At 61.9% G+C, this 26,861-nt stretch carries 23 protein-coding genes and 1 pseudogene; 11 read left to right on the plus strand and 13 right to left on the minus strand.

Translation table 11 applies throughout. The features are described from left to right. Nucleotides 1-63: 63 nt before the first annotated feature. From hprK to kdsD, 9 genes are all read right to left on the minus strand, one after another. Nucleotides 64-1,032, minus strand: coding sequence for an HPr(Ser) kinase/phosphatase (hprK, locus tag AWB74_RS13690; RefSeq protein ID WP_008351692.1), 969 nt, complete (start codon nucleotides 1,030-1,032; stop codon nucleotides 64-66). A gap of 173 nt (nucleotides 1,033-1,205) precedes the next feature. Continuing rightward, the gene (gene ptsN, locus AWB74_RS13695) at nucleotides 1,206-1,661 is read right to left on the minus strand and encodes a PTS IIA-like nitrogen regulatory protein PtsN (protein WP_061147339.1); all 456 of its coding nucleotides are present in this window, start codon (nucleotides 1,659-1,661) and stop codon (nucleotides 1,206-1,208) included. A gap of 410 nt (nucleotides 1,662-2,071) precedes the next feature. Next, on the minus strand, nucleotides 2,072-2,431 hold the full coding sequence (gene hpf / locus AWB74_RS13700) for a ribosome hibernation-promoting factor, HPF/YfiA family (RefSeq protein ID WP_061147280.1): 360 nt from the start codon (nucleotides 2,429-2,431) through the stop codon (nucleotides 2,072-2,074). A 184-nt stretch (nucleotides 2,432-2,615) separates the two neighbouring features. Next, nucleotides 2,616-4,133 (minus strand): RNA polymerase factor sigma-54, encoded by a 1,518-nt coding sequence (locus AWB74_RS13705; protein WP_061147281.1) that lies wholly within the window; start codon nucleotides 4,131-4,133, stop codon nucleotides 2,616-2,618. A gap of 149 nt (nucleotides 4,134-4,282) precedes the next feature. Then, nucleotides 4,283-5,050: an LPS export ABC transporter ATP-binding protein gene (lptB, locus tag AWB74_RS13710; protein WP_087038988.1), complete on the minus strand. Its 768-nt coding sequence runs from the start codon at nucleotides 5,048-5,050 to the stop codon at nucleotides 4,283-4,285. 11 nt (nucleotides 5,051-5,061) lie between these two features. Continuing rightward, nucleotides 5,062-5,748: a lipopolysaccharide transport periplasmic protein LptA gene (gene lptA / locus AWB74_RS13715; RefSeq protein WP_061147283.1), complete on the minus strand. Its 687-nt coding sequence runs from the start codon at nucleotides 5,746-5,748 to the stop codon at nucleotides 5,062-5,064. A 30-nt stretch (nucleotides 5,749-5,778) separates the two neighbouring features. Beyond that, nucleotides 5,779-6,381, minus strand: coding sequence for an LPS export ABC transporter periplasmic protein LptC (gene lptC / locus AWB74_RS13720; protein WP_061147284.1), 603 nt, complete (start codon nucleotides 6,379-6,381; stop codon nucleotides 5,779-5,781). A 4-nt stretch (nucleotides 6,382-6,385) separates the two neighbouring features. After that, the gene (locus AWB74_RS13725; protein ID WP_061147285.1) at nucleotides 6,386-6,925 is read right to left on the minus strand and encodes a KdsC family phosphatase; all 540 of its coding nucleotides are present in this window, start codon (nucleotides 6,923-6,925) and stop codon (nucleotides 6,386-6,388) included. Next, nucleotides 6,925-7,908 carry an arabinose 5-phosphate isomerase KdsD gene (kdsD, locus tag AWB74_RS13730; protein WP_061147286.1) on the minus strand — a complete coding sequence of 328 codons (984 nt, stop codon included), beginning with the start codon at nucleotides 7,906-7,908 and terminating at the stop codon, nucleotides 6,925-6,927. Before kdsD ends, AWB74_RS13725 begins: the two co-directional genes overlap by 1 nt. Before the next feature lie 161 nt (nucleotides 7,909-8,069). Between kdsD and AWB74_RS13735 the strand changes: the two genes are divergently transcribed. Genes AWB74_RS13735 through purU form a run of 5 tightly spaced genes read left to right on the plus strand, consistent with a single transcriptional unit; the run spans nucleotide 8,070 to nucleotide 13,051 of the window. After that, the gene (locus tag AWB74_RS13735) at nucleotides 8,070-10,064 is read left to right on the plus strand and encodes a cation:proton antiporter domain-containing protein (protein ID WP_087038989.1); all 1,995 of its coding nucleotides are present in this window, start codon (nucleotides 8,070-8,072) and stop codon (nucleotides 10,062-10,064) included. Between the two features lie 59 nt (nucleotides 10,065-10,123). Next, the gene (locus AWB74_RS13740) at nucleotides 10,124-10,690 is read left to right on the plus strand and encodes an adenine phosphoribosyltransferase (RefSeq protein ID WP_061147288.1); all 567 of its coding nucleotides are present in this window, start codon (nucleotides 10,124-10,126) and stop codon (nucleotides 10,688-10,690) included. Nucleotide 10,691: 1 nt separating this feature from the next. Beyond that, on the plus strand, nucleotides 10,692-11,306 hold the full coding sequence (locus tag AWB74_RS13745) for a LysE family translocator (RefSeq protein WP_061147289.1): 615 nt from the start codon (nucleotides 10,692-10,694) through the stop codon (nucleotides 11,304-11,306). A 6-nt stretch (nucleotides 11,307-11,312) separates the two neighbouring features. After that, complete coding sequence (locus AWB74_RS13750) at nucleotides 11,313-12,158, plus strand: NUDIX hydrolase (protein ID WP_061147290.1); 846 nt, start codon at nucleotides 11,313-11,315, stop codon at nucleotides 12,156-12,158. 23 nt (nucleotides 12,159-12,181) lie between these two features. Continuing rightward, on the plus strand, nucleotides 12,182-13,051 hold the full coding sequence (purU, locus tag AWB74_RS13755; protein ID WP_061147291.1) for a formyltetrahydrofolate deformylase: 870 nt from the start codon (nucleotides 12,182-12,184) through the stop codon (nucleotides 13,049-13,051). A gap of 76 nt (nucleotides 13,052-13,127) precedes the next feature. On the opposite strand, the gene AWB74_RS13760 is transcribed toward purU, so the two are convergent. Together AWB74_RS13760 and uvrA are read right to left on the minus strand one after the other, a co-directional pair. Then, the gene (locus AWB74_RS13760) at nucleotides 13,128-14,219 is read right to left on the minus strand and encodes an AI-2E family transporter (RefSeq protein ID WP_061122405.1); all 1,092 of its coding nucleotides are present in this window, start codon (nucleotides 14,217-14,219) and stop codon (nucleotides 13,128-13,130) included. A 118-nt stretch (nucleotides 14,220-14,337) separates the two neighbouring features. After that, a complete protein-coding gene (gene uvrA / locus AWB74_RS13765; protein ID WP_061147340.1) occupies nucleotides 14,338-17,211 on the minus strand; it encodes an excinuclease ABC subunit UvrA in 2,874 nt (957 codons plus the stop codon). A 322-nt stretch (nucleotides 17,212-17,533) separates the two neighbouring features. Between uvrA and AWB74_RS13770 the strand changes: the two genes are divergently transcribed. The 5 genes from AWB74_RS13770 to AWB74_RS13790 all read left to right on the plus strand — a co-directional run bounded on the left by AWB74_RS13770 (nucleotide 17,534) and on the right by AWB74_RS13790 (nucleotide 22,047). Next, nucleotides 17,534-18,736, plus strand: coding sequence for an MFS transporter (locus tag AWB74_RS13770; protein ID WP_061147292.1), 1,203 nt, complete (start codon nucleotides 17,534-17,536; stop codon nucleotides 18,734-18,736). Between the two features lie 119 nt (nucleotides 18,737-18,855). After that, a complete protein-coding gene (locus tag AWB74_RS13775) occupies nucleotides 18,856-19,392 on the plus strand; it encodes a single-stranded DNA-binding protein (protein WP_061147293.1) in 537 nt (178 codons plus the stop codon). A gap of 463 nt (nucleotides 19,393-19,855) precedes the next feature. Then, nucleotides 19,856-20,485 carry a response regulator transcription factor gene (locus AWB74_RS13780; RefSeq protein WP_268811190.1) on the plus strand — a complete coding sequence of 210 codons (630 nt, stop codon included), beginning with the start codon at nucleotides 19,856-19,858 and terminating at the stop codon, nucleotides 20,483-20,485. A 123-nt stretch (nucleotides 20,486-20,608) separates the two neighbouring features. Beyond that, a complete protein-coding gene (locus AWB74_RS13785) occupies nucleotides 20,609-21,289 on the plus strand; it encodes a response regulator transcription factor (RefSeq protein ID WP_061147342.1) in 681 nt (226 codons plus the stop codon). A 107-nt stretch (nucleotides 21,290-21,396) separates the two neighbouring features. After that, nucleotides 21,397-22,047, plus strand: coding sequence for a response regulator transcription factor (locus tag AWB74_RS13790; protein ID WP_061147294.1), 651 nt, complete (start codon nucleotides 21,397-21,399; stop codon nucleotides 22,045-22,047). 217 nt (nucleotides 22,048-22,264) lie between these two features. Here AWB74_RS13790 and AWB74_RS47220 read toward each other — a convergent pair whose 3' ends face one another. Beyond that, nucleotides 22,265-22,669 (minus strand): hypothetical protein, encoded by a 405-nt coding sequence (locus tag AWB74_RS47220; protein WP_235024567.1) that lies wholly within the window; start codon nucleotides 22,667-22,669, stop codon nucleotides 22,265-22,267. On the opposite strand from AWB74_RS47220, the pseudogene AWB74_RS13795 reads away from it, so the two are divergent. Continuing rightward, a pseudogene (locus AWB74_RS13795) lies at nucleotides 22,616-25,592 on the plus strand (ATP-binding protein). The gene AWB74_RS47220 and the pseudogene AWB74_RS13795 overlap by 54 nt on opposite strands. A 48-nt stretch (nucleotides 25,593-25,640) precedes the next feature. Here AWB74_RS13795 and AWB74_RS13800 read toward each other — a convergent pair. After that, nucleotides 25,641-26,576 carry a LysR family transcriptional regulator gene (locus tag AWB74_RS13800; protein ID WP_061147343.1) on the minus strand — a complete coding sequence of 312 codons (936 nt, stop codon included), beginning with the start codon at nucleotides 26,574-26,576 and terminating at the stop codon, nucleotides 25,641-25,643. Nucleotides 26,577-26,861: the final 285 nt, after the last annotated feature.

Raw genomic sequence — 26,861 nt, forward strand, 5'->3', positions numbered from 1 at the left:
TTTCTCTTAGCTTAGCACCTGCGCTCGATTCGATTCGATACGCGCAACGTCCTCCCGGCGCGCTCAGATCAGCTTGCCGGGAAACTGGCTGTCGGGGTCCTGCATGGCAAGGCGCTGACGATCCATGAAGTCGCGCAGAGTATCGATGCCGCGCAACTGCAGAATCGTGTTGCGCACGGCGGCCTCCACCAGCACGGCCAGGTTACGGCCCGCCGCGACCTGAATCGTCACTTTGCTGATCGGCAGGCCGAGCACGTCGACGGTCTGACTTTCGAGCGGCAGGCGCTGGAATTCGCCATCCGGCCGGCGCACGAGCTGCACGATCAGCTTGAGCTTCATTTTCCGGCGCACGGCGGTTTCGCCGAAAATCGTCTTGATGTCGAGCAGGCCGAGACCGCGCACTTCGAGCAGGTTTTGCAGCAGCGGCGGGCAGCGGCCTTCGACGAAGTCGGGGCCGAGGCGCACGAAATCCACTGCGTCATCCGCGACGAGACCGTGACCGCGGCTGATGAGCTCGAGCCCGAGTTCGCTCTTGCCGAGGCCCGAGTCGCCGGTCAAAAGTACGCCCATGCCGAGGATGTCGATGAACACGCCGTGCAGCGTCGCGCGCGGCGCGAGAATGCGCGACATGTACGCACGCAGGCTGTCGATGACCGCGGCCGCGGACATGCGCGTCGTGAAGAGCGGCGTGGACGAGCGCGTGCAGCGCAGGACGAGTTCCGGCGGCGCGCCGACTTCGCCCGCGACGACCAGAAACGGCGGCTCGAGCGCGATCAGCTCCGCCATGTGGCGCGAGCGGTCTTCATCGGACTGGCGTTGGTAGTAGTTGATCTCGGCGTCGCCGAGCACCTGGATACGGTTCGGGTGAATCAGGTTCAGGTGGCCGACGAGGTCGGCGCTCGATGTCGCGTTTGCGACGGTCTCGCTCGAGAAACCACGTTCCCAGCCCTCGTGCCCCGTGAGCCAACTGAGCTTCAGGGCGGCGGCGTTGTCGTCGAAAATACTTTGGGCGTTGATGCTGGACGTATCCATGAGGCCGGAACTCCGTTGGAAGCCGGGAGCAGCCTTCGCGTGCAGACGAAGCGGGTTGCTTCGCTCTTTTCGCATGGCGCTGCGTTTGACCGATTGTGCCCCAGAAGCTTTACGTAAGCGAGGCGCGCCGCGTGCCGGAGCAGCGGGCGCAAGTCGCTATGTTTTCAGGGCTATCACGGTTGCCATTGCGTGAGCACTTGATAAAGCGCCTCACGATCTTCTTCCTTGTGCAGACGCTCGCGCGCCTCGCCATCGGAGAGCAATTGTGCGATCTCCGAGAGAATTTCCAGATGCTGTTGCGTCGCCTGTTCGGGCACGAGCAGGAAGATCAACAGCGAGACCGGCTGGCCGTCGGGCGATTCGAACGCGACCGGTTCGGCAAGGCGCACGAACGCGGCGACCGGTTGCTTCAGCCCTTTTATGCGGCCGTGCGGAATGGCGACGCCCTCGCCGAGGCCGGTCGAGCCGAGGCGCTCACGAGCGAAGAGATTGTCGGTGACGGTGCTGCGGGCGATGCCGTTCTGGTTCTCGAAAATCAGGCCCGCTTGCTCGAATACGCGTTTCTTGCTGGTAACGGGCAGTCCGAGAACCACGTTCTCGATGGGAAGAAATTTGGCTAAACGATTCATGTTGGCAGGCAGATGCGTGGCCTGATAGCTCCTCATCGTGGCCGCTGTCTGAAAGCGCTCACGGCGATGGTGAAACGAAAGTGCGCTGGCGGCGTTTTTCCTGCAGCGTGCGTGTCATAACCGAAATTAACCGGACCATTATAGAACAGGGCACAGTCCGATGGTGCGCCGCGCCATTGCACCATTCCCGATCAAATGTGCAGGACAAAGCCCTGAAAATCAATGGCTTGTACCTCTCTACGGCCAAAATCCAACAAAAAAGCCGCCAGTCGGGGCGGCTTCGGTTGGGCGCATGCTCGTGTCGACCGTTTTCGGATAGTCGAGGTTTTCCTCGAATCATGCCCGCCGTCCGTGGCGGCGGGGCTTCCCTGTCATCCGTCGGTCAGGCCGTGAGCACGCGAGTCGAACGCTCAGGGCGACGGCGCTTCCACTTCGTGCGGTTCGCCGCGGTACTTGACCGATTCGTGAGCGTGGCCCTGAATCTTGTCCTTGTGCTTGATGACTTGCCGGTCCAGCTTGTCGACCATCAGATCGATCGCCGCGTACATATCAGCGTCACAACTCTCGATAAAAATGTCCTTGCCCTTGAGATGCAGGTTGATTTCCGCCTTCTGCCTCTTTTCCTTTTCCCTATGATTGTCGACCGAGAGGACAACGTTGCCGTCGATAACTTGATCGAAGTGACGGAGCACCCTGTCCAGCTTCGTGATCACATACTCGCGCAACGCAGGCGTCAATTCGAGGTGGTGTCCGCTGATCTTCAGATTCATAGTTGCTCTCCAAGCTAGTGGCCGTGAGATCACGTCGGCTCGTCCGATACCGGTCGGCTGTGCTTCCCGTCAGCGCGTCATGCCGGCGCGACTGAAAAACGGGATGCATCGGCCGGCACGTCCGCGCTTTCGCAATGCGGCCGGTAAACGCCCACCGCAACACGCGATGGACTACAGAGACGGGTCATAGAGACTTGCGCAGATTCACTGCCGGGATCTTGAGGGCTTCGCGGTACTTGGCGACGGTGCGCCGCGCGACCACGAATCCTTGTTCCGCCAGCAGTTCGGCGATGCGGCTGTCTGAAAGAGGAGTTTTGGTGTCTTCCGCTCCTATCAGTTGCTTGATGAGTGCGCGAATCGCCGTGGACGATGCCGCGCCTCCTGTGTCGGTCGAAACGTGCGATCCAAAGAAGTACTTAAATTCAAGCGTCCCGAATGGGGTGAGCATGTACTTGCCTGTGGTCACACGTGAAACCGTCGACTCGTGTAATCCCAGCGTATCAGCAATCTCCCGCAAAACCAAGGGCCGCATGGCGATTTCGCCATGTGCAAAGAAGTTCTTTTGACGCTCCACAATCGCTTGTGCGACGCGCAGAATCGTCTCAAACCTCTGCTGAATATTCTTGATGAGCCAGCGCGCTTCCTGAAGCTGCTGACGCAGTGACCCGCTGCCCGGATCGCCGCGATTGTTGCGCAGAATGTTCGCGTACAAATGATTAATGCGCAGCTTCGGCACGATCTCGGGATTGAGTTCGGCGGTCCATCCGCTCGCGGACTTTCTCACGAGAATGTCCGGCACCACGTAATCCGCTTCGCTTTTGCCGTACGCCGCGCCCGGAAACGGCTCCAGCGACTTGATCAGCAGATGCGCGTCCCGAAGGGCGTCGTCGCCGGCTTTCAACTGTTTGCGCAAACGCGTGAAGTCGCGCGCCGCGAGCAGTTCCAGATGATTCGTGACGATTTCGAGCGCGAGCGTGCGCGTGGGGGAGCCGTCGAGCCGCAGCAACTGCAGCTTCAGGCATTCCGATGCCGACCGTCCGCCGACGCCGGGCGGATCGAAGCTCTGGAGCAACGCGAGTGCCGCGCTCAGTTCGTCGATCTCGACTTCAAGCTCTTCCGGCAGATCGGTTTGAACTTCATCGAGCGATGAAGTCAGATACCCGTCCTCGTCCAGCGATTCGATCAGGAAAATGACGAGCGCGCGGTCCCGCTGATTCGCCGCGGTCATGCGCAACTGAGCGGTCAGATGGTCGCGCAGCGTCGTGGTCGATTCGTGGATCTGCAGCGGCGGGAGATCGTCGTCGTCGGAGGCGTTGTTCGCGCGGCCGTAGTCTTCGAGATTCCATGAACTGGAATCCTGGCTGTTGTCCGAACCCAAGCCGTTGTATTCGTCGACGCCCTGCGGCTCGCTGTTTTCCGAACGTTCGGAACTCGACGACGACGATGACGAGCCATTGTTCATCATCGGCTCGGAGGGCGCGCTCGGCGCTCCCGGCTGTGCAATCAGCGAGCCGTCCGCGGCGACGCGCAGCGGGCTCGCGATCCAGTCGTCGTCGTTCTCGAGGAGCGGATTCTGGGCGACCGCCATCGCGACTTCCTGCTGCAGTTCGAGCGTAGACAACTGCAGCAGCCGGATCGACTGCTGCAGTTGCGGGGTCAGCGCAAGATGCTGCGAGAGGCGGAGTTGGAGGCTGGCTTTCATGGCAAAGTTTTAATCATTGTAGAGAGTTTGCCACGCGCGCGAAACCTCGCGGGGATTCCAAAAAAGCCGTGCCGCCCGGGAAGGCGGCACGCAAGTTTTGCTGGTTCGGACTGGTGCGGCGCACTATGCGCGCCACACCACGAGCGCGGTCACATCCGGAAATGCTCGCCGAGATAGACGCGCCGCACGCTCTCGTTCTCGATGATCTCGCCCGGCGCGCCGGCCGCGAGCACGGAGCCGTCGCTGATGATGTACGCATGATCGCAGATGCCGAGCGTCTCGCGCACGTTATGGTCGGTGATCAAGACGCCGATGTTGCGCTGCTTCAGAAACTTCACGATCTTCTGAATTTCCAGCACGGCGATTGGGTCGACGCCCGCGAACGGCTCGTCGAGCAGGATGAAGCTAGGGTTGGTCGCAAGCGCGCGCGCGATTTCCACACGACGGCGCTCGCCGCCCGACAGCGACAACGCCGGATTCTCGCGCAAATGCGCGATCTGCAATTCGTCGAGCAAGGCTTCTGCGCGCTGGGTTATGGCGTCTTTAGACAGGCGTTTTCCCGAGGCGTCCGTCTGCAGTTCCAGCACCGCGCGGATATTTTGCTCGACAGTGAGCTTGCGGAACACCGACGCTTCCTGCGGCAGATACGACAAACCGAGATGCGCGCGCTGATGAATCGGCAGAAGGCTGATCGATTTGCCGTCGAGATCGATCTCGCCGGCATCGAGCGGCACGAGGCCGACGATCATATAGAACGACGTGGTTTTGCCCGCGCCGTTGGGCCCGAGCAGTCCGACCACTTCGCCGCTCTTCACGTCGAGCGACACGTCTTTCACCACGGTGCGCGACCCGTAACGCTTCTTCAGATTGCGGACGACGAGCGAACTCGATTCGCCTTCCGGCTTGCGGTGGGGCATGGCGGGCGAATTCACTGCTGCGGCTGTCCTTGAATGGTGTTCGACGGAGAAAGCGTGGCGGGTGATCCGTTCAGCGGCGCGGCGCCGCCCGAACGCGGTGCGAGCATAGCGCGCACCCGGCCGCCCGGATTGCCGGGACCGACCTGGTCCTTGCCCGCGGTCGCCGTGTAGAAATCCTTCTGGCCGTCGTAGGTGATCACGCTGCCGTGCACTTCGTCCTGCACCTTCGTCTGGCCTTGCAGGCGGCGCACGACGGCGCGCGTCGTGAGCTTGGTGAAGTCATTCTTGCCGTCGTAGTCGATGCGCACGGCGTTGCCGTCGATGTACTCGTCCACGCCGTCACGCTTCTGGCGGAAGTACGAGAGATTGTTGCCGGTCGACGTGCCCGTCGCGTACTGATAGCCCTGCGGATCCTGCGTGACTTCCACGCGATCCGCCTTGATGATGATCGTGCCCTTGGTCGCGACGACGTGACCAGTGAAGATGTTCTTCTGGTTGAGGTCGTCGTAGGACATGTTGTCCGCTTCGATGTTGAGCGGCTTGTCGCGGTCGGCCTTCTCGGCGTGCGCGGGCAGCGTAACGAACGCGGCGGCGATGGCCAGGGCGGCAGCGAGCCCGGCCCGCGCGGCGTGCGTGGCGCGGCGCGCGGGCGTTGCGCGCGCATGGCCGCCATCGGGACGAGGGAACCTTTCGTTCATGCAGTCAAAATTCGGATGGGAGTGCCGGGATTATTTGGACGAGCCGCCGTTGATATCCGTGGCGGCGATCGCGCCGCGCACGTTACCGAATAGCTTCATTACCCGGGTCACGTTGTTGTAGTTCATGCCAGCGGCCGTCATCACGGACGGGCCGCGCTGAAGTCTAACCGGTTTTTCCGTTTCGATGACATCGTCGTTCACCAGCACGCGAAAATGCTGGGAATCTGCCTGCATCTGCGGATCGCCGTAACCGGCCGCGCGCAGGATGCGTGCGTCGTCATAGAGATCGACGATCGAGACGTCGCCGTTGACCGTGCCGCGCAGCGCCGTCGCCGTGACGGTCGGCTTTTGCGGCTGGAACATGCGGAGCGCGGGCAGCGTCAGGTCGCTGATTTCATCGTCTTCGTAATGCACCATCGACTTCGCCGTCAGACGATATTGCGTCGTGCCGGTGGCGTCGAGCTCCGACACGGAAAAGTTGTTCGCGAAGTAATCGGGCGTGTGGCGCTTTTCGGCCGCCGGCGCCTGCTGGGCCGGCGGCAGCGTGGCCTGCAAGAGCCAGTAGGTGATGCCCGCAAGCGCCGCCATCGCGAGGAGCGGCAGCAGCGAGGCGAGGCGGCCTGGACGGTGCATGCGCTCAGCCTCCGAGCGCTGCGGCGAGCAGCGCGTCGTAGCGATGCTGCGCGCGCAGGATCGCGTCGCACACTTCGCGCACCGCGCCGTGGCCGCCGCGCGCTTCCGCGACCCAGTGCACGCGCTGGATCACTTCGGGATGCGCGTTCGCGGGCGCGGCCGCGAAGCCGCAGCGGCGCATCACCGCGAGGTCGGGCCAGTCGTCGCCCATGTAGCCGCATTCGTCGGCGGCGATGCCGGTGGCTTGCAGCAGTTCGGCGAGCGCGACGGTTTTATTCTCGACGCCCTGATAAAGATGCGTGATGCCGAGTTCGCGCGCCCGTGCCGCGACGATGCCGGATTGCCGCCCCGTGATGATCGCCGTCTGCACGCCGACCGACTGCAGCATTTTCACGCCGTGGCCGTCGAGCGAATTGAACGACTTCATCGAGTCGCCCTCAACGCTGAAGTACAGGCTGCCGTCGGTGAAAACGCCGTCGACGTCGAACGCCATCAGCTTGAGCCGGCTCGCGCGTTCGGCGGCGGTGGGAGGCTTTTGGGCCATCAGATTACCTTCTTGGAGAAGAGGTCGTGCATGTTCAGTGCGCCGATCAAAGTGGCATCGGCGTCCACGACCAGCATCTGATTGATGCGATGGCGCTCCATCAGTTCCACGGCTTCGACCGCGAGATGGTCCGGCGCGATCGTGCGCGGATTACGCGTCATGACGTCGCCGATCTTCAGTGCGCGGAAATCGCCGTCGCGCTGCAGGATGCGACGCAGGTCGCCGTCGGTGAAAATGCCGTGGACGTGGCGACTTTCGTCGATGACGGCCGTCATGCCCATGCGTTTGTCGGTGATCTGGAAGAGTGCGTCCGAAACGGTCGATTCCAGTGACACGACCGGCACTTCGTCGCCCACGCGCATCACGTCGCGCACATAGGTCAGCAGGCGCCGGCCGAGCGCGCCGCCCGGATGCGAGCGCGCGAAGTCGTCGGGGCCGAAGCCGCGTGCGTCGAGCACGGCGACGGCGAGCGCGTCGCCGAGCGCCATCGCGGCGGTCGTGCTGGCCGTGGGCGCGAGATTCATCGGGCATGCTTCCTTTTCGACGCGCGCGTTCAGGTGCATATCCGCCAGTTGCGCGAGACTCGATTCGGGACGGCCGGTGATCGCGATAAGCTTTGCCCCGAGTCGCTTGATGAGCGGCAAAATGGCGACGAGCTCTTCGGTTTCGCCCGAGTTGGACAGCGCGATGAAAATGTCGTCGGCAGTGACCATGCCGAGGTCGCCGTGGCTCGCTTCGGCCGGATGCACGAAGAACGCGGGCGTGCCCGTGCTCGCGAGCGTCGCGGCGAACTTGCGCGCGACATGGCCCGATTTGCCGATGCCCGACACGACCACGCGGCCGCGACAGCCGAGCAGCGTTTCGACCGCGTTCGTGAAGTTTTCGTCGAGTAGTTCTGAAAGCCCGCGAACGGCGTCGGCTTCGATCTGGATTACGTTGCGAGCCAGCGCCAGCGCCCGGTCGCCATTGATTTTCGCTATCATTCGCGGAGTATAGCAAAGGCGTTTCCGAGCCGCCCCCGTGGGGGCTCCGCGCGCCGCCGCCTATCCGCCCCCCGCAAGCCCCGTCGTCAGGGGCCGTTTTCGAGATGCCGGAGCGCGCGAGCAAGCGCCTCGGAAAACTGACGAACGAGGACGCTAGACGGATGACCTCTCCGCTCGAAATGACGCTGTTGCTGCTGCTCTGCTCCGTGGCAGGCGTCGTTGTATTCCGCTATTTCAATCTGCCGCCGATGCTCGGCTATCTGGCGGTCGGCATCATCGTGGGTCCGCACGCTGCCGGTATCGCGCCGGACGCGGACCGCGCGCAGCATCTCGCCGAATTCGGCGTCGTTTTCCTGATGTTCTCCATCGGGCTCGAATTCTCGCTGTCCAAGCTACGCTCGATGCGGCGCATCGTGTTCGGGCTCGGCGCGAGCCAGGTCGCGGCGACCATCGGGCTCGCGATGCTCTTCGGCTGGATCGCGAGCATGTGGACGGAGATGTCGTGGCAGGCGAGCTTCGCGCTCGGCGGCGCCATGTCGATGTCGTCGACGGCGATCGTCAGCAAGCTGCTCGCGGAACGGCTCGAACTCGAATCGGAGCACGGCCGCAACATCTTCGGCGTGCTGCTGTTCCAGGATCTCGCCGTCGTGCCGCTGCTCATCATCATCGCGGCGTTCGCGAACGGCAAATCGTCGCAACTGGCGATGTGGCTCGGCATCGCGGCCGTGAAGATCGTCGTCGCGTTGACGGTGCTGCTGTTCGTCGGCCAGAAATTCATGACGCGCTGGTTCGATCTCGTCGCGCGCCGCCGTTCGCAAGAACTCTTCATGCTGAACCTGCTGTTGGTGACGCTGGGCGCGGCGTTCATCACCGACAAATTCGGTCTGTCGCTTGCGCTCGGCGCGTTCATCGCGGGCATGTTGATCGCCGAAACGCCGTACCGGCATCAGGTGGAAGAGGACATCAAGCCGTTTCGCGACGTGCTGCTCGGTCTCTTTTTCGTGACGACCGGCATGCTGCTGAATCCGCGCGTGATCTGGGAGCATCCGTTTCTCGTGCTCGGCTTTTTCGTCGTGCCGATTCTGCTCAAGGCCGTGATGATCACCGGTCTCGCGCGGCTCTTCGGCGCGACGCCGGGCGTCGCGATGCGCACCGGTCTCGGGCTCGCGCAGGCGGGCGAATTCGGCTTCGTGCTGCTGAATCTGATTCTGGATTCGCATCTGGTCAACTCGACCGTCCTTCAGGCGATTCTCTCGGCGATGCTGCTTTCGATGCTCGCCGCGCCGTTCATCATCCAGAACGCGGACCGGATCGTGCTGCGGCTGTCGTCGACGGAATGGATGCTGCAATCGCTGCAGATGACGAAGATCGCGACGCAAAGTTTGAAGCAGAGCGGCCACGTGATCATTTGCGGCTATGGCCGCGCCGGGCAGAATCTCGCGCGCATGCTTGAGCAGGAGGGCATCTCCTACGTTGCGCTCGACCTCGACCCGGATCGCGTGGCGGCAGCGGCAGCGGCGGGCGAATCGGTCGTGTTCGGCGATGCCGGGCGGCGCGAGTCGCTGCTCGCAGCGGGCCTGCATCGCGCGGCGACGGTCGCGATCACCTACGCGAACACGCCTTCCGCGATGCGCGTGCTGCACAACATCCACGAACTCGCGCCGACTTTGCCCGTGATCGTGCGCACCGTCGACGACGCCGATCTCGAAAAGCTCACCGCGGCCGGCGCGACGGAAGTGATTCCGGAAATCGTCGAAGGCAGTCTGATGCTCGCGTCGCACACGCTGGTGCTGATGGGCGTGCCGATGCGCCGCGTGGTGCGGCGTGTCGAAGAAATGCGCGATGCGCGCTACAGCCTCTTGCGCGGCTATTTCCACGGCGCCGATGACGCCGACGACGACGATGGCCACGAGCAGGTGCGGCTACAATCCGTACCGATCGACGCAAATTCCGAAGCCGTCGGGCATTCGCTCGACGATCTCGGGCTCGTCGGCAATGGTGTCGAGGTGACCGCGATCCGGCGCCACGGCATCCGGGGTGTCGAACCCGACCCCGACACCAAGCTGCGCGCGAACGATATCGTCGTGCTGCGCGGCCTGCCCGAAGTGTTGGCGCTCGCCGAAGAACGGCTCTCGCGCAACCGACGGGCGGCGTAATTTCCTCTTTTGTCACCAAGGCGAACGCGCGGCCTCACGGCGCGGACTCCGGAGAAGTCATGTCCCTTACCCCTTCGAACGCCCAGCTCGACGCCGCGCGTTTCATCAAGGAGCGCGTGCGCACCGTCGAGAACTGGCCGCAGCCCGGCGTGCAGTTCCGCGACATCACGACGATCCTGCAAGACCGCCGCGCGCTGCGCATGCTGATCGACCTGTTCGTCCAGCGTTATATCGACGAGGACGTCGACGTGATCGCCGGCATGGACGCGCGCGGATTCATCATCGGGCCGATTCTCGCGTATGAACTGAGCCTCGGTTTCGTGCCGATCCGCAAGAAGGGGAAGCTGCCGTACAAAACGCTCTCACAGTCGTACGACCTGGAATACGGCAGCGCGACCGTCGAGATTCACGAGGATGCGTGCAAGGCGGGCGATCGCGTGGTGATCGTCGACGACCTGGTCGCGACCGGCGGCACGATGATGGCCGGCAAGATTCTGCTTGAGCGGCTCGGCGCGCAAGTGGTCGAAGCGGCGGCGATCATCGATCTGCCGGATCTCGGCGGCTCGAAGCTGCTGCGCGACAACGGCGTGCCGCTCTATACCGTGTGCGAATTTGGTGGACATTGAGATGCCCAATTTTCTGCTCTTTCTCGCCGCATCGGTCGCGATCACGGTCGCGCCCGGTCCCGACAACCTGCAAGTGCTCGCGCGCGGCATCTCTCAAGGGCGGCTCGCGGGCGTCGTCGCGGCGTTCGGCTTCGCGTTCGGCGTGATCTTTCATACGACGCTCGCGGCGCTCGGCATCGCGGCGCTGCTGAAGTCTTCGCCGCTCGCGTTTCAGGCCGTGAAGCTCGCGGGCGCGGCGTATCTCGTTTGGATCGGCATCAAGGCGCTGCGCAGCCACGGCCTGGCGACCGCGCACGCGCGCCCGAGCCAGCCGCTCACGACCGTGTTCCGTCAGAGCGTGATCGGCAACATGCTGAACCCGAAAGTCACGCTGTTCTTCATCGTGTTTCTGCCGCAGTTCGTCGATCCGCACGGCGCGCAAAGCGTCATGCTGCAGATGTTCGAACTCGGCGGCCTGTTCATGCTCCAGACGGTCGTCGTGTTTTCGCTGTTCGGCATCGGCGCGGGCATGATCGGCGTGTGGCTGAAGCGCCGTCCGCGCCTGGGCGTGTGGCTCGACCGTCTCGCGGGCGTGACGTTCATCGCGCTCGGCATTCGCGTCGCGTTGCGCGACTGATTCGTCATGACGCTGCCTGCCATCATCGCTGCGCGCCGCTTCGACGTAGCCGCGCACGCGCCGTTTTTCATCGCCGATGAGCGCGTCGGCTGGATTCGCCGTTTCGATGTCGACGCGCTGCGCCGCTGGCCGTCGATCTTTGCGATCGACGATGAAAGCGTGCGTTTGCATCCGTCGCTCGAAACCGTCGAAGCGCGCACCGAAGCGCTGCGCGAAGTGATCGCCACGCTGCATGCCGAAGGCAAAATCCCCGGCTGGCGCGACGAAACCTACGCGATCCGCAATCACTTCGACGCACCGCCGCTCGCGTTCATCGAACGCGCGGCGTCGCGCTTCTTCGGCACGATGACCTACGCGGTGCATCTGAACGGCATCGTAAAATATCGGGATAAAGCGCCGCAGTTGTGGATCGCGCGCCGTAGCGACACCAAGGCGACCGATCCCGGCATGCTCGACAACGTCGTGGCGGGCGGCATCGGCTGGGGTTTCGAAGTCATGCCGACGCTCGTGAAGGAGTGCTGGGAAGAGGCCGGCATGAGCGCCGAGCTCGCTTCCACGGCGACGGCCGGCGGCACGTTTCACGTGTTGCAGTCGCTTCCCGAGGGCACGCAAGCCGAGCAGATTTTCGTCTACGACGTGTCCCTGCCGCCCGATTTCGCGCCGCGCAATCAGGATGGCGAAGTCGGCGAGCACCGTCTCGCGCGCATCGAGGATATCGCGCGCTGGATCGAGGAGGGCGCGCTCACCGTCGACGCCAGCCTCGCCACGCTCGATTGCATGCTGCGGCATCAGTGGATCGACGAGGACGCGTGCGAAGGCATCGCCGCGCTTTTCGATCCGCCGCAAACGTAAAAAGAACCGAACGAGGACAGGTCATGTCGACCGAACACAGTTTTTACCTGAAGTTGTCGTGCCCGGACCGCCCGGGAATCGTGCATGCCGTGTCGGGCTTCCTGTTCAACCTCGGCGCGAATATCCTCGACTCCGCGCAGTTCGGCGACAGCCGCACCGGCGAATTTTTCATGCGTGTGCATTTTCAGGAAGTCGGCGGCGATCCCGGTCTCGATGCGCTGCGCAAATCGTTCGCCGATCTCGCCGATGAATTCGGCATGCGCTGGGAGTTGCACGACGCATCGGTAAAGCCGCGCGTCGTCATCATGGTGTCGAAGATCGGGCACTGCCTGAACGATCTGCTGTTCCGCTACCGCACCGGTCAGTTGCCGATCGAGATTGCCGCGATCATCTCGAATCACAAGGATTTTTATCAGCTCGCCGCGAGCTACGACATTCCGTTCCATCATCTGCCGCTGCTCAAGGCCACGCCGGAAGCGAAGGCTGCGCAGGAAGCGCGCGTGCTGGAAATCGTCGATCAGCACGACACCGATCTCGTCGTGCTCGCGCGCTACATGCAGATTCTGTCGGCGGACATGTGCGAGAAGCTCGCGGGCCGCGCGATCAACATCCATCACTCGTTCCTGCCGAGCTTCAAGGGCGCGAAGCCGTACTATCAGGCGTTCGACCGCGGCGTGAAGCTGATCGGCGCGACCGCGCATTACGTGACATCGGATCTGGACGAAGGTCCGATCATCGAGCAGGAAGTGGAGCGCGTCGATCACAACATGACGCCGGATCAACTGACGGCGATCGGACGCGATGTCGAATGCGTGACGCTCGCGCGCGCGGTGAAATGGCACGCGGAGCATCGCATTCTGCTGAACGGGCACAAGACGGTCGTGTTCCGTTGAGCTTTTCCCTTTCTGAAGCTGTATAAGCAAACGCCCGCGAAAGCGGGCGTTGTTATTTCTGGCTCCTGGTCGACGCTCAAACCAGCCGCAAATAAATCAGCTCTCGCTTGATATACGCGTAAAAGATCGGCGCGGCGATCACGCCGGGAATGCCGAACGCGGCCTCCATCGCGAGCATCGCGAGGAGCAGTTCCCACGCACGCGCCTCGATCTGCCCGCCGATGATGCGCGCGTTCAGGAAATACTCCAGCTTGTGGATGAGGATCAGAAACGCGAGCGACGCGACCGCCGTGCCGAACGACACCGACAGGGAAATGCCGACGATGATGGTGTTGGAAATCAGATTCCCGATCACCGGCATCAGCCCGACGATGAACGTGATGAGCACGAGCGTTTTCGAGAGCGGCAGCTTTTCGTGAAAGAGCGGCAGCGCGACGAGCAGATACAGCGCGGTGAAAACGGCGTTGATCGCGGAAATCTTGATCTGCGCGAACACGATGCGGCGGAACGCGTCGGAGAAGCGCGACGCGCGGGCGACGAGCGCGGTCGACAGCGGCAAGCGATGATGCGACTGCCGCGGCGCGCTGACGGCAATGATCGCCCCGATGATCATTCCGATGAGGATATGCCCGAAGCCGCGCGCCATCTCCTTGCCGCCTTGCTGAAGCATCTCGGCGTGCCTGTGCATCAGGTCGGTCGCCTTTTCCTTCATCTGGATGGAATCGACAGGCAGGTAATTCGCGACCCAGTCCGGTACGGAAAGCCGCGCGCTCGACGTGATGCTCATCAGCTGATCGAGCAGTTTCTGCATGCTCGGGAAATCGTGCTCGAAATGCTCGATCGTCGCGACGGTCGCGCCCGTGAGCCCGCCGACGATGATCGCGGAGATCAGCCCGACCGAAATGAGCCGCGCGCCTTTGCTGACGACGTGGCGCTCGATCACCGGCGCGATCATGTGCGTGAGCTGGTACACGAGCATTCCGGCCAGCATCCCGCCGAGCAGTTGCAGCCTGAGCGTGAGATACAGCGCCAGCAGCGCGAGGAGATAGCTGCCGATCTCCACCGCGGACAGCTTCGGCGAGCTCATATCGCTCGTCAGCCTGACATGGCGAGTGGGCAAGTCCCGGACTCGCGCCTCCTCGTTGGCCGCTTCGTTGCGCTTCGCCATGACTGCGTTCCTTTCCCCTGCTGCATACGACGGTTATTCGTGCCGCGGCGCGCGCGGCGCATTCGACAGTCCGGCTGGCAGCGCACGGCGCCCCGTTGCATGAGGCCGGCGCCGTGGATCAGGCCGCCGATTTAGCTCGTTGCAACAAGGGTGCCAGATATCTGCCGGTAAAACTCGCCTTCGATTTCGCGACCTGCTCCGGCGTCCCCTGCGCGATGATCTGCCCGCCGCCCGCGCCGCCTTCCGGACCGAGGTCGATCACCCAGTCGGCGGTTTTGATCACGTCGAGATTATGCTCGATGATTACGACAGTATTACCCTGATCTCGCAGCCGATGAATCACTTCGAGCAAAAGCGCGATGTCGTGGAAGTGCAAACCGGTCGTCGGTTCGTCGAGGATATATAGTGTCCGACCGGTATCGCGCTTGCTCAGTTCCAGCGAAAGCTTGACGCGCTGGGCCTCGCCGCCCGACAGCGTGGTCGCGGACTGGCCGAGCCGGATGTACCCGAGGCCGACGTCGAGCAGCGTTTTCAGCTTGCGCGCGACCACCGGCACCGGCTTGAAAAACTCGTGCGCGGCCTCGACCGTCAGGTCCAGCACTTCGCTGATGTTCTTGCCCTTGTACTGCACTTCGAGCGTTTCGCGGTTGTAGCGCTTGCCGTGACACACGTCGCAGGGCACGTAGACATCCGGTAGAAAGTGCATTTCCACTTTCAGCACGCCGTCGCCCTGACACGCTTCGCAGCGTCCGCCCTTCACGTTGAACGAGAAGCGGCCGGGGTCGTAGCCGCGCTCCTTCGCCGCCGGCACGCCCGCAAACAGTTCGCGGATCGGCGTGAACAGCCCGGTGTAGGTGGCTGGATTCGAGCGCGGCGTGCGGCCGATCGGCGATTGATCGACGGCGATCACCTTGTCGAAATGCTCCAGACCTTCGATCGACTCGTACGGCGCGGGCTCGGTCGACGAGCCGTATAAATGCTGCGCGACCGCGTGCTGCAGCGTGTCGTTGATGAGCGTCGACTTGCCCGAGCCCGACACACCCGTCACGCAGGTCAGCAGTCCGACCGGCAGATCCAGCGTGACGCGCTTCAGATTGTTGCCGTGCGCTTCGACGATGCGCAGCATGCGTTCGTCGGGCGCGTTGCGCTCGGCGGGATAGCTGATCGTGCGCTTGCCGGACAGATACTGGCCGGTGATCGAATTCGCGTCTTTCTGCACCTGGTTCGGCGTGCCCTGCGCGACGATCACGCCGCCGTGCTCGCCCGCGCCCGGTCCCATGTCGACGACGTAATCTGCCATGCGGATCATGTCTTCGTCGTGCTCGACGACGATCACCGAATTGCCGATATCGCGCAGATGCTTGAGCGTGTCGATGAGGCGGTCGTTGTCGCGCTGATGCAACCCGATCGACGGTTCGTCGAGCACGTACATCACACCCGTCAGCCCCGAGCCGATCTGCGACGCGAGCCGGATGCGCTGCGCCTCGCCGCCGGAAAGCGTTTCGGCGCTGCGTTCCAGCGACAGATAATCCAGTCCGACGTTGTTCAGAAACGAGAGCCGCGCGACGATTTCCTTGATCACCTTGTCGGCGATTTCGCCTTTCGCGCCTTCGAGCCGCAGCGTCTGGAAATAGCCGAGCGCGTCGCGCAGCGGCCAGCCGCTGATTTCAAAGATGCCGCGCGCCTGTTCTTCCGCGCCGACTTTCACGAAGCGCGCCTCGCGCCGCAGACGCGTGCCTTCGCATGCCGGGCAGGGCTGATTGTTCTGATACTTCGCGAGTTCTTCGCGCACGGCGGACGAATCGGTCTCGCGATAGCGCCGCTCCAGGTTCGGGATGATGCCTTCGAACGCATGCTCGCGCACCGATGCGCGCCCGCGCTCGTTGATGTACGAGAACGGAATCGACTGCTTGCCCGAGCCGTAAAGCAGGATCTTGCGCACCTTTTCAGGCAGGTCTTCGAACGGCGCGTCGATCTCGAATTCGTAGAACGCCGCAAGGCTTTGCAGCATCTGAAAATAGAACTGGTTGCGCCGGTCCCAGCCTTTCACCGCGCCCGCCGCAAGCGACAGCGACGGATGCGCGACCACGCGTTTCGGATCGAAGAACGTGATCTGGCCGAGACCGTCGCATTCCGGGCACGCGCCCATCGGATTGTTGAACGAGAAGAGACGCGGCTCCAGTTCCGGCAGCGAGTACGAGCAGATCGGGCACGCGAACTTGGAGCTGAACAGCTTTTCGCGTTCGGTGTCCATTTCGAGCGCGATCGCGCGGCCATCGGCCAGGCGCAGCGCGGTCTCGAACGATTCCGCAAGACGTTGCTTCACGTCCGCCCGCACTTTCAGGCGGTCGATCACCACGTCGATCGTGTGCTTGTCGTTCTTCTTCAGCTTGGGCAGCGAATCGACTTCGTAGATTTTCGCGACGCCTTCGTTCGCCGTGCCGCCGCCCGAGCGGATGCGAAACCGGATGAAACCCTGCGCCTGCATTTCCTCGAACAATTCGACGTGCTCGCCCTTGCGATCCGCGACGACGGGCGCGAGGATCATCAGCTTGGTCTCTTCGGGCAGCGCGAGCGCGGCGTCGACCATTTGCGAGACGCTTTGCGCCTCGAGCGGAATCAGATGATCAGGGCAATACGGCGTGCCGACGCGCGCGTACAAAAGACGCAGATAGTCATGGATTTCCGTGACGGTGCCGACCGTGGAGCGCGGATTATGCGAAGTCGCCTTTTGTTCGATGGAAATAGCCGGCGATAAACCTTCGATCAGATCGACGTCCGGTTTTTCCATCAACTGCAGAAATTGCCGCGCATAAGCCGAAAGGCTTTCCACGTAACGGCGCTGGCCTTCCGCATACAGCGTGTCGAACGCGAGCGACGACTTGCCCGACCCGGACAGCCCCGTGATCACGATCAGCTTGTGGCGCGGCAAGTCGAGATTGACGTTCTTCAGATTGTGGGTGCGAGCCCCACGAATGCGAATTTCTTCCACGAGTTCGTTCCGGCGTTTTTTCGGATGCTTTCGGATGTTTTCAGCGGCTTTTTTCTCGCTCCGGCTGGGCATGTCGGCTCTGCCGGGCGGAAAGAGAGAGGGCCAAACCTGCTACTATAACGACTTTTAAAGGGCGCAGCGCCCGAGCCCCCCGGGGCCGGATGCGCGTCGATCGGTCGGCGCGGGGACTTGCCGGCCGCCACGTGCGGCGCGCTTGGGCCGTGCGTTCCATATAGTGCCGTTTCGAGCAAGAACAAGGCGGCCGCGCCTGGCTGCGCCGCAGGCCAGGCCAGACGCGACCCTCATCCATTTCCCGTTTCTGATGTCCAATCCGTCTGCCACGTCCACACGTCTGAGCGCGCCGGAATTGCGCGCGACCGTGTCGCTCGCTGCCATCTTCGCGCTGCGCATGCTCGGGCTCTTCATGATCATGCCGGTGTTTTCCGTCTACGCGAAAACCATCCCCGGCGGCGACAACGTGCTGCTCGTCGGCATCGCGCTCGGCGCCTACGGCGTCACGCAGTCGATGCTCTATATCTTCTACGGCTGGGTTTCCGACAAGTTCGGGCGCAAGCCGGTCATCGCGTTCGGTTTGCTGGTGTTCGCGCTCGGCAGCTTCGTCGCGGCGATCGGACATTCGATGACGTGGATCATCGTGGGCCGCGTCATTCAGGGGATGGGCGCGGTGTCGTCGGCGGTGATTGCGTTCATCGCCGATCTGACGCATGAGGAAAACCGCACCAAGGCGATGGCGATGGTCGGCGGCAGCATCGGCGTGTCGTTCGCGGTGGCGATCGTCGGCGCGCCGATCGTGTTCCACTGGGTCGGCATGAGCGGGCTTTTCACGGTAATCGGCGTGCTGTCCATCCTCGCGGTGGGCGTAGTGTTCTGGATCGTGCCGGATCCTCCTGCGCATCCGGTCCACGTCAAAGCGCCTTTCGCCGAAGTGCTGCACAACGTCGAATTGCTGCGCCTCAACTTCGGCGTGCTGGTGCTGCACGCCACACAGACGGCGCTTTTCCTCGTCGTGCCGCGCATTCTCGTGGACGGCGGACTACCGGTCGCGTCGCACTGGAAAATCTACCTGCCCGTGATGGCGCTCGCGTTCGTCATGATGGTTCCGGCCATCATCGCGGCCGAAAAACGTGGAAAAATGAAGAGCGTCATGCTGAGTGCGATCGGGCTTATCCTGATCGGCCAGTTGTTATTGGGCGCCGCTCCCCATACGCTATGGTCCGTAGCCGCCATTCTGTTCGTGTACTTTCTCGGCTTCAACGTGCTGGAGGCGTCCCAGCCGTCTCTGGTGTCGAAGCTCGCACCGGGCACGAGAAAGGGCGCGGCGGCGGGCGTCTACAACACGACGCAATCGATCGGCCTTGCGCTCGGCGGGGTGATCGGCGGCTGGCTGCTGAAGCTCGACGGCCCGAGCGCGGTCTTTTTCGCCTGTTCCGCGCTGGTGCTCGCATGGCTCATCGTCGCGGCGAGCATGAAGCCGCCGCCGCGCAAAACCGAGCGCACGGCCTGAGAGAATCGTTGAATCATCGAATCGAACCGGCACGGTGCGGCTGAATCCACGTCTGAAGACGGGGCCGGCCCAATCGCATCGTACGGTTGACAGTTTGCAAGGAATTTACCGGAGAAATCATGGCATCAGTCAACAAGGTCATTCTCGTGGGTAATCTGGGTGCCGACCCGGAAACCCGCTACCTCCCGAGCGGCGACGCCGTGGCCAATATCCGTCTCGCGACGACGGACCGTTACAAGGACAAGGCCTCCGGCGAATTCAAGGAACTCACCGAGTGGCATCGTGTGGCGTTTTTCGGCCGGCTCGCGGAGATCGTGAACGAATATCTGAAGAAGGGCTCGTCGGTTTATATCGAAGGGCGTATCCGCACGCGTAAATGGACCGATCAATCGGGCCAGGAACGCTATTCGACGGAAATCGTCGCTGATCAGATGCAAATGCTCGGCGGCCGTGGCGGCGCGGGCGGCGGCGGCGATGAGGGCGGCTATAGCCGTAGCGCCCCGATGGAGCGTTCCGGTGGCGGCGGCGGACGCGCGCCGGCTGGCGGACGCGCGAGCGGTGGCGGTGCTGGCGGCGGTGGTGCCGGCGGTTCCAGCCGTCCGAGCGCGCCAGCGGGCGGCGGTTTCGACGATATGGACGACGATATTCCGTTCTGACCATCGGGCAACACTTCGCGCATCTATCGATGGGCCTCCTGCTTTAGAGCACGAGGCCCATTTTGCATTGCGGCAAGGCGCTTTCTGAATTCTCGCGCGGGCTCTCCCTTTTTTCGCCGCGAAATATTAATCTCTCGGCATCGCGTGGATGACCGAGTTCGCCTCAATTCAGAGGTTTGAGAGCGCATGAAAGGCTAATCGGATTTTTCCTATGGTCTGCGAAATATTCGCATTCTATTTTTGAAATAATTATTCAAGAATTAAAAAGCGATATTTATTTGCTTGTTGTCATCGAGTTGGACGCGTTGGCTGAGTTTGTTTATCGAGCTTCACTAAACGCTGTTCGACAAATAAATAAGGGGTTAGGAATGCAAAAGAACATTCTGCATTTTTTGGCCCGCAATTCGACAAGCAAACCAAGACCAACAATCAACCGGGGGCCCTCTTGAAGCTTCGAATAATATTGGCTGACGATCATCCTTTTGTTCTCTTGGGGATGAAAGCGCTCTTTGCGGCTGACGACGGAATGGAAGTCGTCGGCGAAGCGAACAACGCGAGCACTTTGCTGGCTGAACTCGCTACCAAGCCGTGCGATGTGCTGGTCACGGATTTCGCCATGCCCGAACCGGGCGTCGATGCAAATGACGGGCTCAGGCTCATCCGACAGGTGCGTCAGGATTACGCGAATATCAGCATCGTGGTGCTGACCAGCGTAAGTAATGTGGCGATCCTGCGCTCGATTCTGAACGCGGGCGCGATCAGCCTCGTCAACAAGGCGGAGCCGATCGAGCTGGTGGCAACGGCTGTGCGGCATGCGTGCGTCGGAAGGCGTTTCGTCAGCGCTTCGTTTGTCGCCGCGCTCGCGGAAGCAGGTACCGAGACTGAGTTTTCCTCGGAAGAGCCGCGTCTTTCCCCCAGAGAGATCGAGGTCGTCCGATTGTTTGCCAAAGGGCATTCGATTACGGAGATCGCGAGAGAGCTCGATCGCGACGTGCGGACCATCAGCCGTCAGAAGCGCGATGCGATGAACAAGCTCGGGGTTCGGAACGATCCCGGACTGTTCGCATTTGTCCGTGCGCGCGGACTCGGCTGATTATTAGATTTACGTATACAAATTCGGATGCGTCTTATGTGTCTCAATGTTTCGGTATCCGATGCTTGTGTTTCACCCCTTTATGTTGATTTGAGTTCGCGGAAAGCAATGAGGTTGGAGTCGATGGAATTCGAGAACGAGGACCGAGTGTTCTCGCACGCCAAGCGGATAAAACTGGCCATAGCGGATGATCATCCGCTGGTCATCCTCGCAATCGAGCGGCTTGCCGGACATTTTCCCAATGTCGAAGTGGTGAGTCGGAACACGAACTCCACGCAGCTCGACGAGTCGCTCGCGCGGCACGAATGCGACGTAGCCGTCATCGATTTCTTCATGCCGGGTGGCCGCTATGGCGACGGAATCGAATTGATCCAGCACATCGCGAGTCAGTATCCGGAGGTTCGCATCGTTGTCATGTCACGCAACGACGACGCCGCGCTCGTCAAGCAGGCGCTGGATGCGGGAGCCCATGCGTTCCTCAGCAAGGAGGACCGGCTCGATCTGATTTACGTCGCTATTGTTTCTGTCATCGCCAACGAAACGTATCTCGGACCTGCCATACGCCGCATGCTGGCCCTGGCCGATGCCGAAAGCCACGCGCGTTTCATCCGGCAGAGGCTAACGAATCGCGAACTGGAAGTCATCGAGCGCTATGCACGGGGGGCCAACGTCACCGAAATAGCCCGGGAACTCGGACGCAGCGTGAAGACCATCAGCGCACAAAAATGCGCGGCGATGCGAAAACTGGATTTATCGACGGACACTGATTTGTATCGATTCATCGCGGACAGCAGTTTGATATAGCCTGCCTTGCAGGCGCGACACGTAGTTTTCCGGAGCCGGCATGAGACAACGCGCAATCGATTGACGACTGACGCGTGCCGGATAGTCTCCACATAACGCATAAGAAAATGAGAACGAAAACGCCGCTACGAGCGATCGTTGCCGACGACCATCCGGTTGTCGTTAAAGGAATTCAAAGCTTTCTGGAGCGTGATGGCGCGGTCCGAGTCGTCGCCACTGCGCGGGACACATTGGAACTCGCCGACGCAGTTGATACCACACCGTGTGACTTCGTCTTTTCGGACATCGGCATGCGTGGCATCGACGGCGAAAACAGTTCCATCTCGTTTCTCAAGCGCTTGTCGTGGCAGGAACGCAGACCGAAAGTCATCGTGCTCACGATGCTTTCCCAGACACGAATGCTGGCGGGGCTCGTTCAAATCGGCGTCGACGGCATCATCGACAAGCGCGACGGACTCGAATGTCTGGGCGACGCGATTGCCACGGTCGAGGCGGGTGGCTGCTTCCTTTCGCCATGCGTCGAAGCGGCGGTGAGGAGCCTGCCGCTTACGTCGCCGGCGCGCGCGGGCGTGCTGAGCCGGCGCGAGTGGGAAGTGTTTCAGCTCTATGCCCGGGGGCTGCTGGTTCATGAGATCGCGGATCACTTCGGGCGAAGCCGAAAAACGATCGCCACGCAGAAACGAAGCGGCATGCGCAAACTCGGACTCGAAAGCGAAACGGAACTCGTCAGCTATTTGCAGCAGGTCGGTTTGATCTGAACCTGTGTGTCCTAATGGCCCCGTTTAATTTCGGAGCAAATTGGGATGGTTCTGATTCGATCTCGATGCGTTGCGCCTCAGACTCAAGCGACTAGCCTTCGACAGGCAAGCACGAAGCGCGGATGCACTTGGCATTCCCGCGGTCTTGCTCAGCCGGCGAAGCAACTGTCGTTGCAAGCGTCGGCCCGGATTTTAGGGGTTCGAATTGAGATCACTGTTAGCGCGTTGCCTGCTTCTTCTCTGGCTTTTCGCGCCTCTTTATTGTCACGCCGCCGAGCCGGGCATTCCCGCCAGCGCCGCACAGGGAATCGCCGCGGCCAACGCGGATACGAATAGCGCAACAGTCACATTCGAGCTCGACGATTCCGAGCGCGGCTATCTGCACACGTTGAAGCCGATCGTCGTGGGCGTGATCGAGGGAGAAGGTTCCGCGGACGCGCCGCTGGAACCGCCTCGAGTGGCGCTCGCGGAAATCGAGAAATCGCTGGGCGTGACGTTCGACGCAAGAAGCTTCGACGATTGGGCCAAGGCGGCATCGGCGCTTCAGCGTGGCGAGATCGACATGATCGTGGCGTCGAGCCCGCCGGGACGCCTGAATTACGCCATGCGCTCCGAATTGCATCCACTCGATTCATTGATCAAGCGGGCGTACTCGCAACCCCCCGAATCGCCTTCCCTCGCTGAACAGACCGGTTCATCTGTTGCCACAGTCTGGAACATCACGGCCTTGCGCCTGCTGCCGGCCCTCATCGGCATTGCCGCGGTGCTGTTCGTGACGCTTCGCGCCTTCATCCGCTTGCAACAGGAAATGAGCCGGCGTGTAGAGACCGAGCAGCGCCTCGGTACGCAGCTCAGTTTTCAGCAAACCATGATGGAGGTCGTGCCGTATCCGCTCGTCGCGAAGGACATGCACAATCGCTATGTCGCGGTGAATCGCGCCTTCGAAGGGGCGCTCGGCGTGCGGCGCGAAGACATTCTTGGGCGTACAAGCCTCGAGGTCGCCGCGTGGGGCACCGAACATAGCCGTGTGCTCCACGAACTGACCGCCATGACGCTGAATACGGGCCAGCGGCAGGAGGTCGAAGCGGAATTCCGCGATGACGAGAATCATCCGCGCTGCGGCCTGTTCTGGACCGGTGCGTTCACGGCGTCGAACGGAGAGCGCGCGGGCGTCGTCGGCACGATGATCGACATCACCGATATCCGCGACGCCGAAACGCGCGCGCGGCAGACCGAGCGGCGTCTTCACGACGTCACGCGGTCGCTGCCCGCAGTCGTGTTCCAGTTGCGACGCGCGAATGACGGCACGTACAGCCTTCCTTATATCGATGGCGATACGCGTCAATTGCTCGGACTCAACGTCGCCGCTCTCGCCGATGACCCGATCCACGCGTTGACGCACGTCCACCCTGAGGACAGCACCCGTCTGCTCGGCGAAATCGAAACGTCGGCGCGCACGCTCGAGCCCTTGCATACCGAGTTCCGTTCGACCATCGATGGCGTCACTCGCTGGATTCGCGCCGATCTCGTCGCGCATCGCGAAGACGAGGGCGCCGTCGTGTGGAGCGGATATTGGGCCGATGCCAGCGTGGAACATGCCCGTGCAGACGAACTCGCGCGCGCGCGATATCGCCGAAGCCGCGTCCCGCGCGAAGGACGATTTCCTGGCAATGATGAGCCACGAAATCCGCACACCGATGAACGGCGTCCTGGGGCTCGTCGAAGTGCTCGAGAACACACGGCTGAATCCCGACCAGTCGCAGATGCTCGGCATGATTCAGGATTCTGCGAGCGCACTTTTGCAAATCCTCGACGACCTGCTCGATTATTCCAAGATCGAGGCCGGGCGATTGGCGATCGAGTCGACTTCCATCGATCTGCGCGAACTGGTAGATAGCGCCGTCGGCCTGCTCGCAGGGCGCGCGCATGAGAAGGGCTTGCGCGTGCGCGTCGACGTGGCGCCGGAAGTGGCTGCGACCGTCAGAGGCGACAGCGTGCGTCTCAGACAGATTCTCTTCAACCTGATGAGCAACGCGATCAAGTTCACGATCAAGGGCGAAGTGGCGCTCCTTGTTCGCGTAGTCGAGCACCGCGACTGCGAGCAGGTGATCGAGCTGTGCGTCAAGGACACGGGAATAGGCATTGCCGCCGAGGCCCAGCAGAGCTTGTTCGAACCGTTCGTGCAAGCAGAGACATCCACGACGCGCCGATTCGGCGGCACCGGGCTCGGACTGACCATTTGCAATCGCCTCGTCGAACTTATGGGCGGATCGATGAGTCTGGAAAGCGCAATCGGCGTCGGAACCGCGATGGCCGTTCGCCTCGCGATGCCCGTCGAAACCTTGAATTATCAGATCGAGGGGCTTCGCGGTAAGCGAGGCATCGTCGCGATCGACGACGACCGCGTCGCGGCGGCGCTGATGCACTATGGCGAAGCGCTTGGTCTCGCGCTGCAGCGTCACGCTCCCGGCGAGCTCGCGCGGAAGAAGCTGCAATCGCTCGAGGACGTCGATATCGTCTTTATGAGCGATGCGCAGAAAAGCTCATCGCCGCTCGGCTCGCGCGTGATTCACGTAACCGAGAAGCCGAAGCCCACTGGCTACCGGATCCTCGATGACGACATCCGTGTGAGCGTCAATCCGATCTCATGGCACGGACTCGGAGCGGCGTGCGTCGCCGCACTGACGGGCATGCCGCAGATCGCATCCGGCCTGACGCTCGGGCCGGAAACGAAGATGGCGGCGCCGGATCGGGAAGATGCACTGCGTCTTGGAAAGCTCGTGCTGGTGGCCGAAGATCATCCGGTGAATCAGGAGTTGATCCGTCATCAGCTGTCGTTGCTCGGTTTTGCCTGCGACGTCGTGCACGATGGCGCCGAGGCGCTCACGGCGCTGTCGTATACGCGCTACGGATTCCTCATCACCGATTGTCACATGCCGAACGTGACCGGCTACGAGCTCGCGCGCCGCATTCGGGCCGGTGAAGCCGGCACGTCACGTCGCTTGCCGATTCTCGGCATTACGGCTAGTACCGCGCCCGACGAGTTGCACAGATGCCGCGAAGCCGGCATGGACGACTGCCTCGTCAAGCCTACTCGCCTTGCAACGTTGCGCGAGCATCTGAACCGCTGGTGGGCCACTGATAGCGCCGTGCCTGTTTTCGACGCGCACTCGCAGCAAGTTACTGCCGAGCCGGCACGCGATGCAGACGAACTCGATCTGAGTGCGATGGCGCAACTATGGGGCAGTGAATCGACGGTAAAGGCGCTGCTGGATGCGTTCGTGTCATCGTTCCGCGAAGATCTCGTCGCGCTTGCGCAATTGCTCGATCGCGGCACGGTCGACGATCTGCGCGACTGGCATCATCGCGTGATCGGTGCGGCCAGTGTGTTGCAGTATCGACCGCTGATTCAGGCGCTCGAAGACTTCCGTCACGATTTGTCGAAGAAGTCGCGGGAAACGCGTCATCGCGAAGGATTGGCGCTCATCGAGCGATGTGAGCAGTTGCTCGATCGGATCGATGCGCAGGGCGCCACGATAATTTAGATCGTGCACCGCATGCGATGCGGCGCACAGGTGGCCGCATCGCGCATTTCAGTCGATTGACGATTCGAGACTCTCGCTGGTCGACTCGCTGTCGCGGAAAAAGCTCAGCGCGAAGTCCACGAACGCGCGCGTCTTGGCCGGCACGTGTTTGCGTCCAGGGTAGACGATCGACACTTCCTTGTCGGCATCTTTCAGTGCGTAGTTGGGCAGGATCCGGACGAGCGCTCCGGTTTCGAAGTCCTGCGCCACGTGGCTCTCTGGCACCACCGCGATTCCCATTCCCGACAAGGCGGCTTGCCGGAGCATCGGCGAACTGTTGACGGAATAAACAGGATCGAGCGTGACGCTTTCTGGCACGCTCGAAGGCCCGATAAACGACCACGCGGACCCGTGGATCTCAGCGGACGGTGCGAGAAAGTCGTGCTTCGCGAGTGCGGCGGGGCGAGCGGGCGTGCCTTGCCGCGACAGATATTCCGGCGATGCCACGAGCACGGCGCCTACCCTGAACAGCGGACGATTGATGAGCGTTCCACTGCTGACCAGATGAGGAACGACGATACCGACATCAAAGCCTTCCGCGACGATATCGACCGGACGATGCAACAACGACAGGCGCAGTTTCACGCTCGGATAGCGCTCGTGAAACGCACGCAGCATCGGCGTGAGACCTAGCAGGGAAAACGAGGCCGATGCGACGAGCTTGAGTGTGCCGGACGGATCGGCGGAGTTGTTTGAAATGGAAGCTTCGATGGTCTCGACTTGCTCGATCACTGCGCGGCAGCCGTCCGCATAGGCGCGGCCGGCTTCGGTCAGTGCGACGCTGCGTGTCGTGCGGTTCACCAAGCGAGTGTTGAGGTGCGCTTCCAGTAGCGAGACGTAGCGCGTGACCACGGCGTTCGACAAGTCGAGCGCGGCGGCAGCGCGGCCGAATGATTCGGTTTCCGCAACCTTGAGAAAGACACGCATTGCGTGGAGTTGGTTCATGCAGAAACCGATCGGAAAAGCATTCGATGAACGCGCCGTGACGACGGTTGCGTGCGAAGCGTCATGAGACTGCATCGCGTGCGCGATATTAAGGCCTACGTTGCAATGGTCGAATCGGAGGTTTCCGAAGGCTAGCGAGTGTGGCGGTTTTGGCACTGTCGCGTGGATGCAACTGTTCTGCAGCCGCGCCCAAGGGTATACGCGCCATGAGCACGCGCAACTATAGGTAACCTAAGCATTTATTCATCTTGAAAATGCACTTTTCGAAATGTTCGAAAAGTCTTT

This window comes from Caballeronia arvi, assembly GCF_001544695.2.
Classification (GTDB): domain Bacteria; phylum Pseudomonadota; class Gammaproteobacteria; order Burkholderiales; family Burkholderiaceae; genus Caballeronia; species Caballeronia arvi.